This window comes from Intrasporangium chromatireducens Q5-1 (assembly GCF_000576575.1).
GTDB classification, from domain to species: domain Bacteria; phylum Actinomycetota; class Actinomycetes; order Actinomycetales; family Dermatophilaceae; genus Intrasporangium_A; species Intrasporangium_A chromatireducens.
In genome coordinates this window covers 25,545-38,885 of the sequence record NZ_AWQS01000017.1, presented here as the reverse complement: position 1 = coordinate 38,885, position 13,341 = coordinate 25,545, and the positions used below count along the sequence as shown (strand labels likewise).

Here is a 13,341-nt window from a genome sequence, read left to right as displayed (position 1 = left end):
GTATGCCGCTGAGCTGGCTCAGCGGCATACGTCCAGTTGCGTTTGGGCTGAGCGGGACTCAGCCGAGGTTCTTCTTCGCGGCGGCCGCGAGGTCGCTCACGAGCTGGTTCTCGTCCTTGGAGGCGTAGAACTTCGAGACGGCCGTCGAGATGTCCGCGTTCCAGGCGAGGGACACGGCGGCGCCGTGGGCGATCGACGAGACGATCTTGTTGTCCTTGAACGCCTTCATGGCGTCCTGCTGGTAGGCGGGGAAGTCGCTCGCCGGAACGTCGGTGCGAGCCGGGATCGAGCCCTTGGCGAGGTTGAATGCCTTCTGGCCCTCGGCGGAGCCGATCAGCATGAGCCAGTCCTTCGTGCCGCCGGGGTTCTTCGCGCCCTTGGGCAGCGTGAACGAGTCGGCGAGGAAGTCGAAGACGCCGTCGGTGCCCGGGGTCGGGAACCACGTCCAGTCCTGGCCCTGCTTCTTGCCCTTGTCGTTGAACTCGGCGACGGCCCAGTCACCCATGACGTTGTAGGCGGCCTTGCCGTCGATGACCATGTCGGTCGCGACGGGCCAGTCGTCGCCGTCGGAGGCGGTGTTGGCATAGCTGAGCAGCTTCTTGTAGTCCCCGACGGCCTGCTTGACCTGGTCGGAGTCCCACTTCGTCTTGCCGTCGAACAGGCCGCTGTAGCCGTCGACGCCGAGGTCCGCGATGAGGACGTTCTCGAGCAGCTGGACCTGGGTCCACGTGCCGGAGACGGACAGCGGGGTCGAGACGCCGGAGGCCTTGACCTTGTCCATGTCGGCCATCCAGGCCTTGAGGTCCTTGGGCACCTCGTTGATGCCGGCCTTCTTCAGGACGGCCGCGTTGGCCCAGACGACGTTGGCGCGGTGGATGTTCGAGGGCACCGAGTAGATGTTGCCCTCGACGGTGAGCCGGTCGAGCAGGTCCTTGGGGAAGACCGACTCGCCACCGAGGGCCTTGATGACGTCGTTGACCGGCTCGATCTGGCCCTTGTCGATGTAGTCGAGCAGCTCGGCGCCGGCGTGGCCCTGGAAGGAGTCCGGCGGCTGGTTGTTCTGCAGGTCGGACGCGAGCTTGGCCTTCGCGTTCGAGCCGGCGCCACCGGCGACGGCGAGGTTGACGAACTTGTCGTTCGGGTACTTCTCGTTGAAGAGCTTGACCAGGGCGTCGAGCCCGGCCTTCTCCGAGCCGGCGGCCCACCAGGTGAAGACACCGACGTCGCCACCGGCGCCACCCGAGGTGGTCTGGAGCGGCGTCGTCGGGGCGTTGGCGTTGCCGGTGTCGCCGGTCTGGGTGTTGCTGCCGCACGCCGCGAGCGCCACCGCGACGAGACCGGCGATCGCTGCGGATGCAACGTTCCTGCTGCGCATGTGTTTCTCCTTCATCGGTCCGTCGACGTCACGCCTGGCCGGCGTCCGTCGACGGCTGAGCCACCCGTGGTCCGGATGACTGGCTGGTGGGGGTGGTCGGAGCCGGCCCGGGGGTCGGGGGCAGGCACCGGATGAGCGTGACGTCGCCGTCGACGCGGACCGGCCCGGCCGCGTCGGGAACGAGCAGGACGTCACCGGATCGGACGGCCAACTGGCGCTCCGCCCCATCCGGGTCGATGTATTCCCGCGCCGTATCCACCGCGGTTTCACATCGAACCGGGGTGGGGGTGGCCGCGGTGGTCGTGAGGGTTCCGGCGCCGTCGACGACGACGGTGACGGCGAACCCGGCGGGCACCACGACCGGTCCCTGCTGGGTGGCGGTCACCACCTCGGCCCGGAAGAACTCGGCGGCCTCCGCGGGCAGGGCGCTCGCGACACCCAGGGCGTCGGTCCACGTGCGCTGCAGCTCGGCGAGGCGCTCGGCCCCGAGCCGGCGCCGGTCGACGCTGTCGAGGGCGACGGGCCGGGGCAGGCCGAGGAAGGCGTGGGCCTCCTCGAGCCCGAACCGGGCGTGCTCGAGCATGACGGACAGGTCGGTCGGCTCCTGGATCTCGAGGACGAAGACGCCCTCGCCGATCGCGTGCGGTTGCCCGGCCGGGACGAGCACCGTGTCGCCGCGGGTCACCTCGACGCGGTTGAGCGCCTCGAGCAGCCCCTCGTCCTGGGCCTCGACGAGCTCGGCGAGGCGCTCCGCCGGGAGGTCCTCGCGGAAGCCGAGCCAGACTGCCGCACCGGGGTCCGCGTCGAGGACGATCCACGCCTCGGTCTTGCCGTGGGCGCAGTCGAGGTGACGGGCGGCGAAGGCGCGGTCCGGGTGGGAGTGGACGGGGAGCCGTTCACCGGCGTCGAGCAGCTTGGTCAGGATGTTCGGCTCGCTGCCGTGGGCCGCGGCGTGGTCGGCGCCGAGCCAGCCGACCGGGTCGCCCCCGAGGGCGCTGGCGAGATCGGTGCCGTCGGGCAGGATCGTGCGCCCGCCACCGCCCTCCGCGAACAACCGGGTCGTCGAGGCGAGCCAGTCCTCCGGCCGGTAGCCGTCGAAACCGTCCGGGACGTCGAGGCCACGGAAGGCGAGAATCTTCCCGCCACCACGGTAGAACCGGTGAGGGGTGTTGACCCCCAGCCGGATCGGGACCGCGGGCGCAGCCGGGAGCGAGCTCAGCGTCATACCCGCTGCCCTCCTGACTCGGAGCGGGCGGCACCCGCCGTCACCGCGGGCCGCGGGGCACGGCCGGACGCGCGGACGATGAGGCGGGTCGGCATGACGACGGTGGTCGCCGGCGCCTCCTCGCCGAGCAGCCGGACGAAGAGCTGCTGGGCGGCCTTCTGCCCCATGGCTGCCGGGTCCTGGTGGATGACGGTGACGGGCGGGTCGATGAGGTCGGCGAGCTCGAAGTCGTCATAACCGACCAGGGCGAGGGCCAGGTCGAGCCGGCGCATGGCCCGCAGCGCGTGGATCGTGATCCGGTTGTTGCCGGTGATGACGGCGGTGACCGGGTCGCGACCGCTCGTCCAACCGGTGAGGGCCTCCCCCACCGTGGCCATGGTGTGCGGTCCCATGCAGACCCGCGGCGGGTCCGGCAGGTGCAGGTCGCCATGGACGCCGGTGAACGCCTCACGCCGCTGCCGGGCGGTCCAGAACTCGGGGTCGTCGCCGAGGAACCCGACGCGGCGGTGGCCATGGGCGACGAGGTGCTCCATGGCGCTGCGGATGCCGCCGTGGTTGTCACTGAGGATCATGTCGGCGTCCCCCCGGACCGGCCGGTCGAGGTAGACGATCGGCGTGCCGCTCGCGAGGACGTCCGCGTCGGCGACGGGGGTCGCGCCCGCCGGCACGACGACGAGGCCGTCGACCCGTCGGGCGACGAGCTCGGCGAGCACGGCGCGCTCGCGGCTCGGCGACCCCTCCGCGGAGGCGGTGATGAGCTGGTGGCGCCGGATCCGCGCCTCGCGCTCGACCGCAGCGCCGATCTGCGAGTAGAAGGGGTTGGCGAGGTCCTCGACGACGAGGCCGATCGTCGAAGTGCGACCGAGCCGCAGCAACCGGCCGTTGTCGGTCCGCCGGAAGCCGAGCCGCTCGATGACGGCCACGACCCGGGCCGCCGTGTCGGGTCGGACGCCGGCCTCGTGGTTGACGACCCGCGACACGGTCTTGACCGAGACGTTCGCCTCGGCCGCCACGTCGGCCATCGTCGGCCGCGTGGCTGTCGCCCTGCCTGACAACGGTGTCACCGCCCGATTGGACCAGTCCTGCTGGTCAGCCCGCAACGAGATCGCGGCAGCACACGGCGGCACTGTCCGACCCTGTCCGATGGCTTGTCCGTTTCGGACAGGATGGACGACCCGCTCGTCCACTCCCATGACCCGCTCCCTGCATCCCCGTCGACGCGAACCGCCACCCTGACGTGGCTTCGTCCTGATCGTGGCGGGACTTGTTCGAAAGTGTCAAGACGTGTAAGAAATTGTTAGAGTTTGTTGACCCAATGGGTGGCCTGCCCGAGGGTCGCCCGGCGGCCGAGCCGCCCACCCGTCGGGAGCGAGAGGAGACGTGCCGTGCTCGCGAGCCAGCGCCGCTCTGCCATCGCCGACCTCGTCGAACGCGAGGGCGCGGTCCGGATCTCCGAGCTCGTCGAGCGGCTCGGTGTGTCGGACATGACGATCCGCCGCGACATCGACCGGCTCTCGTCCGACGGCGTCGTCGAGCGCGTCCACGGTGGGGCCGTGGCCCGCGAGGGCACCCGGCGCAGCGAGGAGCCCGGCTTCGCCGCGAAGTCGCTGCTCCAGCAGGCGCAGAAGCGGGCCATCGCCCGTGCGGCCGCCGACCTCGTGGAGCCGGGCAGCGCCATCGGCATCTCCGCCGGGACGACGACCATCGAGCTGGCACGCCGCCTGGTCACCGTGCCCGGCCTCACCGTGGTGACGAACTCGCTCCCGGCCGCGCAGCTGCTCCACGAGGCGGCCGGGCCGGGACAGACCGTCATCCTCACGGGTGGGGTGCCCACCCCGTCCGACGCGCTCGTCGGCCCGATCGCCGTCGCGGCCCTCGAGTCGCTGCACGTCGACGTCCTCTTCCTCGGCAGCCACGGCGTCGACGCGAAGGCCGGGCTGACGACCCCCAACCTCGTCGAGGCGGACACGAACCGTGCCCTCATCCGGGCCGGCCTGCGGGTCTGCGTACTCGCCGACGCGACGAAGTGGGGCGTCGTCGGGCTCGGCACCTTCGGCCGCCTTGACGACGTCGATGTCTTCATCACCGACTCGGGCCTGACGCCCGGGGCGCGCCGCGCCCTGCACGAGCACGTCGGCGAACTCGTCGTGGTCGAGCCGGAGGACGACCCCGCATGAACCGGATCACCACAGGGCAGCTGGCCGACGGCCGCCAGATCATCTACGTCGACGGTCCGGATGCCCCACCGCGCCGAGCCTCGGACACCCGACCCCTGGGCGACCGCGTGCCGTCGGGTGAGCTGCGCTGGGACGCCCTCGTCGGCGACTGGGTCGCCGTGGCGGCCCACCGCCAGGAGCGGACCTTCCTGCCGCCGAAGGACGAGTGCCCCCTCTGCCCGACCGGTCGCGGGAGCGTCCCGTCCGAGGTGCCCGAGACGTCCTACGAGGTCGCCGTCTTCGAGAACCGTTTCCCGTCCTATGCCCCCGTCTCGCTCGGCGGTGAGTCGGTCGACGCCGGAGGCCTGTTCGAGACCCGGCCGGCGCACGGGCGGTGCGAGGTCGTCTGCTTCACGAGCGAGCACGACTCCTCCTTCAAGGAGCTGCCCCTCGAGCGGGTGCGCCGGGTCATCGACACGTGGGCCGCACGTACGGCCGCGCTCGGCGCGATGCCGGAGATCGAGCACGTCTTCTGCTTCGAGAACCGGGGCCGGGAGATCGGCGTGACCCTGCACCACCCGCACGGGCAGATCTACGCCTACCCCTACGTCCCGGCCCGCACGGCACAGCTGCTCGCGCGCGCCGAGGAGCACCTGGCCAAGACCGGCCGGCTCCTCGGGGCAGACCTCCTCGAGGCCGAACGTGCGGACGGCTCGCGAGTCGTTCTCGAGTCGGAGCACTGGACCGCCTACGTCCCGTTCGCCGCCCGCTGGCCCCTCGAGGTCCACCTCGCCCCGCACCGGGACGTGCCCGACCTGCCGGCGCTCGGCGGCGAGGAACGCGACGACCTCGCGGTCGCCTACCGTGAGCTGCTGCGGCGCCTGGACCGCTACCACGTCGGACCGGCCGGGGAGCCCTTGGCGATGCCCTACATCGCCGCCTGGCACCAGGCACCGGCCCGCGTCGGACGTGAAGCGTCCCGGCTGCACCTGCAGCTCATGTCGGTCCTGCGGGCACCGGGCAAGCTGAAGTACCTCGCCGGGTCCGAGTCCGGTGTCGGCGGCTGGATCACGGACGTGCCCCCCGAGCGACAGGCGCAGCGGCTGCGCGAGGTCGCCTCGTGACCGGGGACTCCGCCCGGGCCCGGGGCGCCGACGACTTCCTCCGGCTGACGGGACAGGTCCCCGAGGGGGTCTGGTCGGCGCCGGGGCGGGTCAACCTGATCGGCGAGCACACCGACTACAACGACGGGCTCTGCCTGCCGATCGCCCTGCCGCAGCGCACGTATGTCGCAGCCGCCCGCCGTGACGACCGCAGGCTCCGTGTCCGGTCGGCCCAGCAGGGAGCCGCCGTCGAGATCGCCCTCGCCGACGTCCGCGCCGGGCAGCCGGGCGGGTGGGCCGCCTACGTGGCAGGCGTCCTGTGGGCGCTCGATCGGGAGGGATACGACGTGCCCGGGCTCGACGTGACGGTCGACTCCGACGTGCCCGTGGGGGCCGGGCTGTCGAGCTCGGCCGCGCTCGAGTGCGCGGTCGCCGCGGCGGTCAGCGACCTCGCCGGGCTGCACCTGCTCGAGACCGAGCCGGGCCGGGCCGCACTCGCCCGGGCCTGCGTCGTCGCGGAGAACACCATCGCCGAGGCACCGACCGGCGGGATGGACCAGCACGCCGCGATGCTCGCGCGCGACGACGAGGCGCTGCTCCTCGACTGCCGGTCGTGGGAGTCGCGGCTCGTCCCGTTTGACCTCGCCGCCCACGGCGGCGCGCTCCTCGTCACCGACACCCGGGCGGCCCACGAGCTGACCGACGGCCAGTACGGCTCGCGCCGTGACGAGTGCCGTGCCGCGGCCGCAGAGCTGGGAGTCGGCAGCCTGCGCGACATCGAGCCCGCCGGGTTGGCGGCGGCACTCGGCCAGCTGACCTCGGCCGTCCTGCGCCGGAGGGTCCGACACGTCGTCACCGAGATCGAGCGCGTGCGCGGTTCGGTCGCGGCGCTCGAGGCTGGTGAGCTGGCTCGACTGGGGCGCCTGTTCGACGAGTCGCACGCGTCGATGCGTGACGACTACGAGATCTCCTGCCCGGAGCTCGACGTGGCGACCGAGACCGCTCGCAGCCAGGGGGCACTCGGGGCCCGGATGACGGGCGGCGGGTTCGGCGGGTCCTCGATCGCGCTCGTTGCTGCGACCGAGGTCCCGGCAACCGCCGCGGCGATCGAGGCCGCGTTCGCATCGCACGGCTTCGAGCCGCCCGTCTCCTTCGCGGTCCGGGCCGGTGGCCCGGCACGCCGCGAGGACTGACCTCCGGGGCAACGGATTTCCGACCCGCCCGTCTCCTCGGGTAACCTGCCCGCGGAGGATTCGCATAGTGGCCTAGTGCGCACGATTGGAAATCGTGTTGGGATAAAACCCTCGGGGGTTCAAATCCCCCATCCTCCGCCACCGAGAAGGGACCCTAGCGTTTGCCGCCGGGGTCCCTTCTTTTGTGCCCCTCCTCAGTGCCTGAGACTGCTTTGCGGCGCCGGTGCGCGACTGGAAGCATCACGTCATGACCGTCAGCTCGCGCTCCACCCTCCTGGGCCGGAGCTACCTCAAGGAGACCGACCTCTCCGCCGAGGAGTTCCGCAGCCTGCTCGACCTCGCCGCCCTGCTCAAGGCCGCGAAGCGCCAGGGCCGCGAGGAGCGACGCCTCACGGGCAAGAACATCGCGCTGCTCTTCGAGAAGACCTCGACCCGCACCCGCGCGGCCTTCGAGGTGGCCGCCGCCGACCAGGGCGCCTCGACGACCTACCTGGACCCCGCCGGCTCCCAGATGGGCCACAAGGAGTCGATCAAGGACACCGCCCGCGTCCTCGGCCGGCTCTATGACGGAATCGAGTACCGCGGCAACGGCCAGAGCGTCGTCGAGACCCTCGGGGCGTGGGCGGGCGTCCCGGTGTGGAACGGCCTGACCAACGAGTGGCACCCCACCCAGTCGCTCTGCGACGTCCTGACGATGCGCGAGCACAGCCGCAAGCCGGACCGCGAGATCAGCTACGCCTTCGTCGGCGACGCCCGCTACAACATGGGCAACTCCCTCCTCACGGTCGGCGCGATGCTGGGCATGGACGTTCGGATCGTCGCCCCCCGCTCGCTCTGGCCCGCGGACGACGTCATCGCCCAGGCGAAGCGGTATGCCGCTGAGCTCGGTTCCCGGGTCACCGTCACCGAGGAGGTCGGCGAAGGAGTGCGCGGAGCCGACTTCGTCCACACCGACGTGTGGGTCTCGATGGGCGAGGCACCGGAGGTCTGGGCCGAGCGCATCGCCCTGCTGAGGCCGTACCAGATCAACGCGGACCTGCTCGCGGCGACCGGCAACCCCGACGTGAGGTTCATGCACTGCCTGCCCGCGTTCCACGACCTCGAGACGACCGTCGGCCAGTCGCTCCACGAGCAGTTCGGGCTCACGGAGCTCGAGGTGACCGACGACGTCTTCGAGTCGCCCGCGTCCATCGTCTTCGACCAGGCCGAGAACCGGATGCACACGATCAAGGCGCTCCTGGTCGCCACCCTCGCCGGGCGCTGACCGGCCGCGGCCTTTCCGGTGTGGCCTCGGCGTCATCCAAGCCCCGACACGGGCGGCTCGCACTGACAGTTGCAGCTGGGCACGCACGGGCCCGACTCCTCGCACTCGAGCCCGCAGGAGCACGGCGCGAGCGGCGGCTCTGCTGCCGCGCGGGCTGCCGCCTGAGCCCGCAGCCGGGCCATCTTCTCCTCGACGATCATCCGGCGGTACGCCTCGAGGTCGGCGACCGTCGGGTGGTCCGGAGCGGGCTTCTGGCCGCGTCGACGACGGTCACGTTCCTGCCGGAGCTGGAACCAGGCCTTCGGGGCGTGACGCTCATGTCGTGGTCTCCAGCCGTACTCGGCCGGCGCCATCTCCACGGGGTTGACGTCGAGGTGTGCCGGATAGCGACGGCCCGCGTTGTCTCTGGCGACGTCCTCGGGCACCGGCTCCACCAGCGCGCCACTCCCGTCCACGACGACGAGGTGCAGACCCGCCAGGCCCATGATTCTGCTGAGCATCCGAGTGGTCGGCACGACCTCGCCCGTTTCCATCCGCGCCACGAGCGAGGATGAGATCCCTAGTCGTTCAGCGAGCTCGCGCTGGCTGAGGTCGGCAAGGCGCCTCGCCCTGACGACGTACCTGTCGGCACTGAACTGGACTGACATGTGACTCTCAGCTTCCTGCCCCCGGAAAACGAGGATGGCACGGAGCGCCGACACAGCCCCTTCCCCGGGGCCTGTGCACCTGCTGCCTGGCGCGCAGCAGGGGGCCCGCTGCTGAGTGAGGCGCAGCAGGGGGCCCGCTGCTGAGTCAGGCGCAGCAGGCCATCAGGAGGGCTGCATGAGGCCCTAGCCGAGCGGCCATCACGAACGCGCTCAGCGGCATACCCCGGGCGCTAGGGCGTCGAGGTGGCGTCCGGGCAGAGCGGCAGGGTCTGGGTGGCCGTCGGCCGGGGCGGCACCGGTCCGAGCTGCTTCCAGGCGTTGCCGATGACGAGGTCGACGCTGTCGTCCTTGCGCTTGTCCTTGACGAGGTCGGCCCCGGGCACGTGGGTGGCGAGCAGCTCGGCCGACGGCTTCCCCGCCTCGCCGTAGCGGATCTCAGCCGCCTTCCGGACGGTCTTCTTCAGCGGGTCGTTCGCGACCTTCTTGATCTTGAAACCGCGCTTGGCGAGCAGCTTGGACGTGGCGCCGGCGATGCCCGCGCGCCTCGTCGCGTTGTAGACGTTGACCGAGACGTCCGCCGCCTGCAGCGGTTCGACGGGCTTGACCGTCGTACAGGCCGCCGTCGGCTTGGGGGTGGACTGACGGTAGTAGGTGGAGGCGTAGTAGAACGCCCCGGCCAGCGCGAGCAGCAGCACGGCGATCGTCACGGTCGTCCGGCGTTGCCGCTTGGCGCGGTACTCGTAGCCGTCGTCCTCTGCGGTCATCGATTCTCCCGTCTCGTCCTCGAGCGCTCCCGACCGTACCGGTCCGGTCAGGACAGTACGAGTACCCGGGCATGAAGGACGGGACGTTGTTGCAGCGCAGCGCGCAGCGCGCGGTGCAGGCCGTCCTCGAGGTAGAGCTCGCCCTCCCACTGCACGCAGTGCGGGAAGAGGTCGCCATAGAAGGTGGAGTCGTCGGCGAGCAGGCCGCGCAGGTCGAGGGTGCTCTTCGTCGTGATGAGCTCGCCGAGCTGGACGACGCGCGGGGGAACGCTCGACCAGTCCTTGACGCTCACCAGCCCGTGGTCGGGGTAGGGACGCGTGTCTCCGACGGCCTTGAAAATCACCGCCCCAGCATAGGCGCGGACTACAGTGCCGAAGGTGACCGACGTACCCGCCGCCCCCACGTCCGACAGCGGCGCCACCGCCGCACCTCCTGCCCAGTCGGCCCTGCTGGACGAGATCCGCGCGGGCTACGCGTTCGACGGGCCGGCACTCGCCCTCGGAGCAGCCGTCGTCGACGGCCAGGCCCACGCCGACGCGCCGATCCGCATCCCGCTCGGCATCCTCAACCGGCACGGACTCGTCGCCGGCGCGACCGGAACGGGCAAGACGAAGACCCTCCAGCTGATGGCCGAGCAGCTCTCCGACGTCGGCGTGCCGGTCTTCCTCGCCGACATGAAGGGCGACCTCTCCGGCATCGCCTCACCCGGCGAGGGCGGCCCCAAGATCACCGCACGCGCCGATCAGGTCGGCATGGCCTGGGAGGCGAAGGGCTATCCGACAGAGTTCTACTCGCTCGGCGGGGCAGGCAAGGGCATCCCGATCCGAGCCACCGTCACGAGCTTCGGGCCGACCCTGCTGTCCAAGGTGCTCGGTCTCAACGAGACCCAGGAGAGCAGCCTCGGCCTGATCTTCCACTACGCCGACAAGAACGGCCTGGCCCTGCTCGACATCAAGGACCTGCGGGCCGTCATCAGCCATCTCACCTCGGACGAGGGCAAGGCCGACCTGAAGGACCTGGGCGGCCTCTCCTCGGCGACGGCCGGCGTGATCCTGCGCAACCTGATCACCTTCCAGGACCAGGGCGCCGACCAGTTCTTCGGCGAGCCGGAGTTCGACACGACCGACCTGCTGCGCACCACCGCCGACGGCAAGGGCATCGTCTCGTGCCTCGAGCTGCCTCAGGTGCAGGACCGCCCACAGCTGTTCTCGACGTTCCTCATGTGGCTGCTCGCCGACCTCTTCCACGACCTGCCGGAGGAAGGCGACGTCGACAAGCCGAAGCTCGTCTTCTTCTTCGACGAGGCCCATCTGCTCTTCAACGACGCGAGCAAGGCGTTCCTCGACGCCATCCAGCAGACCGTGCGGCTCATCCGGTCCAAGGGGGTCGGCGTCTTCTTCGTGACCCAGTCTCCGAAGGACGTGCCGGGAGACGTCCTAGCCCAGCTGGGCAACCGGGTCCAGCACGCGCTGCGCGCCTTCACCCCGGACGACGCGAAGGCCCTCAAGCAGGCGATCGCGACCTATCCGCACACCGCTTACGACATGGAGAAACTGCTGACCAGCCTCGGCATCGGTGAGGCCGTCGTGACGGTGCTGTCCGACAAGGGCGTGCCCACTCCCGTGGCCTGGACCCGGATGAAGGCCCCCAACTCCTTGATGGACCCCTCGCCCGACGCAATCGTGGACGGGATCATCTCCGCGTCTCCGCTCTCGTCGAAGTACGCCGACGTCGTCGACCGCGAGTCCGCCTACGAGCTGCTCGCGAAGCGCCTGCAGACCGCGCCGACACCCGAGCAGGAGCCCGCTCCCTCCGCCCCCACCGCCGGCCCGGAACCCAGCGCTCCCGCGAGCACCGGTCGCGGCCGCGCGCCGAAGGAGGAGCCGGGCCTGGTCGAGCAGGTCGTCCAGTCAACGGCGTTCCGGTCCATGATCCGGTCCGCGGGCACGGTCATCGGCCGGGAGATCACGCGCAGCCTCTTCGGCACCTCCCGGCGCCGCCGCTGAGCGGAGGCCCACCCGCCCACCCCGGTGAGCGGCATACGGCCTTCGTATGCCGCTCAGCTCACCTCGCCTCGAAAGGCGGGCCTGCGCTTGGCGAGGAACGCGGCCACCCCCTCCGCGAAGTCGTCGCTGCCGTATACCCGGTCGAGCCGGGCGTCGTCGACCGCGGCCTCGTAGCCGTCCCGCCCGGACCGGAGCTGTTCCTTGGTGGCCCGGATCGTCAGCGGCGCGGCCTGCACGATCCCGGCCGCGACGCCCCAGACCTCGGCCTCAAGGCGCTCGGGAGCGACGACCTCCATGACGGCGCCGACCGCCTCGGCCCGGCGCGCGTCGACCATGCGGGAGGCAAGGATCATCTCGCGGGTCAATGGGTCGCCGAAGACCTCCGTGCAGCGCAGCACAATCGGCGCGGACAGTGCGTTGCCGAGGGTCCGCGCGATCGGGTAGCCGAAGCGGGCCGTCGGCGTGCAGATGCGCAGGTCGCAGGCGTTGGCGACGGCCAGACCCCCGCCGACACAGTGGCCCTCGACTGCGGCGATCGTCACCTGGGGCAGCGCCGCGATGGCGTCGAGCACTCCCCTGATCCGAGCCTCGTAGGCGACTCCATCGGCGCCGCTCGAGAAGCCCGTGAACGAGGAGATGTCGTTCCCCGCCGCGAACGCGCGGCCGCCGGCGCCGCGGAACACCACGACGTGCAGGGCCGGTGTCGTCGCGGCCAGCTCGCAGATGTGCTCGAGTTCCGCGTACATGGCGGCGGTGAAGGCGTTGTGCTTCTCCGGCCGGTTGAAGGTCACCTCGATCGCGCCCGGCTGGCTCCTCAGCAGGACCTGCCCCCCGGCTCGTTCCGACACGGGACCCCAGGCTGGCGCGGCGCTCATGGCGCGAGCCTAGCCAGCGCCCACGAGCGCGTCGCCAGCACTACGGCACCGGCGCAGCCGGATCGCTCACGGCAGCAGGTCGTCGTCCTCGCCCTCGACGTCGTCGGGGTCGACGACCCGGCGGCGGCGGCCCATCTCGGCCTGCTCGACGTCCTTGACGCTGACGACACTGTGGCGCCCCAGGCCCAGGGCGGCGAGGAAGACGATGACGACGCCGAGCCCAATGAAGAAGCCGATCTCCTCCAGCGCCGCCTGCGTCGGCGCCGCGCTGGCCGGGCTCCCGGCCGCCGCGACGCCGCCGTTGAAGAGCCGGCTCAGCGTCGGTCCGACGGCGAACCACGCTCCGGCGACGGCAGCGAGCCACCCGCCGAAGATCGTGACCCGCCGGTCCGCGCTCGCGAGCAGCATGAGCCCGCCGAGGACGGTTGCGATGGCCGGCAGGATCTCCAGCCAGAGCCGCCCCATCGTGAACTGCCACGCCCGGTCAGGGGTGTAGGCGTAGCCGAAGATCGGGCCGATGAAGGGGATCAGGCCGCCCCAGATGCCGAGCAGGACGAGCAGCACCCCGCTGATCGCGCCTCGGCTGCGGTCGACGTGGACCCGACTGTAGACGGGCCGACGTGCCGAATGTGCAGCGGTTGTCATGGTGGACCACCTCGAATCCGAGGGCCGGAGGGACGCTCCCTGGACGGCCCTCACCACGATCATCACTCCCGCTTCCCGTGCCGCGCA

Annotated in this window: 13 protein-coding genes and 1 tRNA gene; 6 read left to right on the top strand and 8 right to left on the bottom strand. The window is 71.2% G+C overall.

The window, feature by feature from the left end; all coding sequences use genetic code 11:
- Positions 1–58: 58 nt before the first annotated feature.
- Genes N864_RS04020 through N864_RS04010 form a run of 3 tightly spaced genes read right to left on the bottom strand, consistent with a single transcriptional unit; the run spans position 59 to position 3,622 of the window.
- The gene (locus tag N864_RS04020) at positions 59–1,375 is read right to left on the bottom strand and encodes an ABC transporter substrate-binding protein (RefSeq protein ID WP_034713748.1); all 1,317 of its coding nucleotides are present in this window, start codon (positions 1,373–1,375) and stop codon (positions 59–61) included.
- 28 nt (positions 1,376–1,403) lie between these two features.
- On the bottom strand, positions 1,404–2,600 hold the full coding sequence (locus N864_RS04015; protein ID WP_205620856.1) for a class I mannose-6-phosphate isomerase: 1,197 nt from the start codon (positions 2,598–2,600) through the stop codon (positions 1,404–1,406).
- Complete coding sequence (locus N864_RS04010; protein WP_051518165.1) at positions 2,597–3,622, bottom strand: LacI family DNA-binding transcriptional regulator; 1,026 nt, start codon at positions 3,620–3,622, stop codon at positions 2,597–2,599. The genes N864_RS04015 and N864_RS04010 overlap by 4 nt, the downstream gene beginning before the upstream one ends.
- Before the next feature lie 363 nt (positions 3,623–3,985).
- On the opposite strand from N864_RS04010, the gene N864_RS04005 reads away from it, so the two are divergent.
- The 5 genes from N864_RS04005 to argF all read left to right on the top strand — a co-directional run bounded on the left by N864_RS04005 (position 3,986) and on the right by argF (position 8,316).
- Entirely contained in the window at positions 3,986–4,777 is a 792-nt protein-coding gene (locus N864_RS04005; RefSeq protein ID WP_034713746.1) for a DeoR/GlpR family DNA-binding transcription regulator, read from the top strand.
- Positions 4,774–5,880, top strand: coding sequence for a galactose-1-phosphate uridylyltransferase (gene galT / locus N864_RS04000; protein ID WP_034713743.1), 1,107 nt, complete (start codon positions 4,774–4,776; stop codon positions 5,878–5,880). Before N864_RS04005 ends, galT begins: the two co-directional genes overlap by 4 nt.
- On the top strand, positions 5,877–7,052 hold the full coding sequence (gene galK, locus N864_RS03995) for a galactokinase (protein WP_034713740.1): 1,176 nt from the start codon (positions 5,877–5,879) through the stop codon (positions 7,050–7,052). The genes galT and galK overlap by 4 nt, the downstream gene beginning before the upstream one ends.
- Before the next feature lie 53 nt (positions 7,053–7,105).
- Positions 7,106–7,193, top strand: a tRNA-Ser gene (locus tag N864_RS03990).
- A gap of 106 nt (positions 7,194–7,299) precedes the next feature.
- Positions 7,300–8,316 (top strand): ornithine carbamoyltransferase, encoded by a 1,017-nt coding sequence (gene argF, locus N864_RS03985; RefSeq protein ID WP_034713768.1) that lies wholly within the window; start codon positions 7,300–7,302, stop codon positions 8,314–8,316.
- 32 nt (positions 8,317–8,348) lie between these two features.
- Here argF and N864_RS03980 read toward each other — a convergent pair whose 3' ends face one another.
- From N864_RS03980 to N864_RS03970, 3 genes are all read right to left on the bottom strand, one after another.
- Positions 8,349–8,963, bottom strand: coding sequence for a helix-turn-helix domain-containing protein (locus N864_RS03980; RefSeq protein ID WP_155892807.1), 615 nt, complete (start codon positions 8,961–8,963; stop codon positions 8,349–8,351).
- A 230-nt stretch (positions 8,964–9,193) separates the two neighbouring features.
- Complete coding sequence (locus tag N864_RS03975) at positions 9,194–9,727, bottom strand: LytR C-terminal domain-containing protein (RefSeq protein WP_034713735.1); 534 nt, start codon at positions 9,725–9,727, stop codon at positions 9,194–9,196.
- 47 nt (positions 9,728–9,774) lie between these two features.
- Positions 9,775–10,071, bottom strand: a complete 297-nt coding sequence (locus N864_RS03970; protein ID WP_034713733.1) for a type II toxin-antitoxin system VapB family antitoxin — start codon at positions 10,069–10,071, stop codon at positions 9,775–9,777.
- Positions 10,072–10,174: 103 nt separating this feature from the next.
- Between N864_RS03970 and N864_RS03965 the strand changes: the two genes are divergently transcribed.
- The gene (locus N864_RS03965) at positions 10,175–11,734 is read left to right on the top strand and encodes a helicase HerA-like domain-containing protein (protein ID WP_034713766.1); all 1,560 of its coding nucleotides are present in this window, start codon (positions 10,175–10,177) and stop codon (positions 11,732–11,734) included.
- Between the two features lie 53 nt (positions 11,735–11,787).
- Here the strand turns inward: N864_RS03965 and N864_RS03960 are convergent, their stop codons facing one another.
- Both N864_RS03960 and N864_RS03955 read right to left on the bottom strand, forming a co-directional pair.
- Positions 11,788–12,609 (bottom strand): enoyl-CoA hydratase, encoded by an 822-nt coding sequence (locus tag N864_RS03960; protein WP_034713731.1) that lies wholly within the window; start codon positions 12,607–12,609, stop codon positions 11,788–11,790.
- A 66-nt stretch (positions 12,610–12,675) separates the two neighbouring features.
- Positions 12,676–13,254 carry a hypothetical protein gene (locus tag N864_RS03955; RefSeq protein WP_051518164.1) on the bottom strand — a complete coding sequence of 193 codons (579 nt, stop codon included), beginning with the start codon at positions 13,252–13,254 and terminating at the stop codon, positions 12,676–12,678.
- Positions 13,255–13,341 lie beyond the last annotated feature (87 nt).